Raw genomic sequence first — 314 nt, forward strand, 5'->3', positions numbered from 1 at the left:
CCTTCGCCGGAGGCGACAAGCTCGCGGCGTCGGTAGGGGCCGAGGTGTCGTGCTCTGCGGGTGGCTTGGTGGTGTGTGAAGGCGAGTAGTTTGTCTTCGGTGAGTTTGCCGGTGGCTTTTTCGAGTTTGTTTTGTAGGTCGTCGAGTTGTTTGTCGTTTCCGGGCCAGGCGTTTTTGGCTCCGGCGATGGCTCCGCCGACGAAAGTGGCGCTTGCTCGCTTCAACAGTTGGTTGATGGCGTTGGGGGATTTTCCACCGACGGTGACGTCTGCGTATTTGGAGCGGGTGATGGTGATGTCGCTGGTGGCGTAGTC

The 314-nt window shown here is 59.6% G+C and carries 1 protein-coding gene; it reads right to left on the reverse strand.

All coding sequences use genetic code 11. The features are described from left to right. Nucleotides 1–314: hypothetical protein (locus QP990_RS12205; RefSeq protein WP_284799435.1), on the reverse strand; the 314-nt coding region annotated here is incomplete at both ends.

Source organism: Corynebacterium sp. MSK071 (genome assembly GCF_030232125.1).
Taxonomy (GTDB): domain Bacteria; phylum Actinomycetota; class Actinomycetes; order Mycobacteriales; family Mycobacteriaceae; genus Corynebacterium; species Corynebacterium kefirresidentii.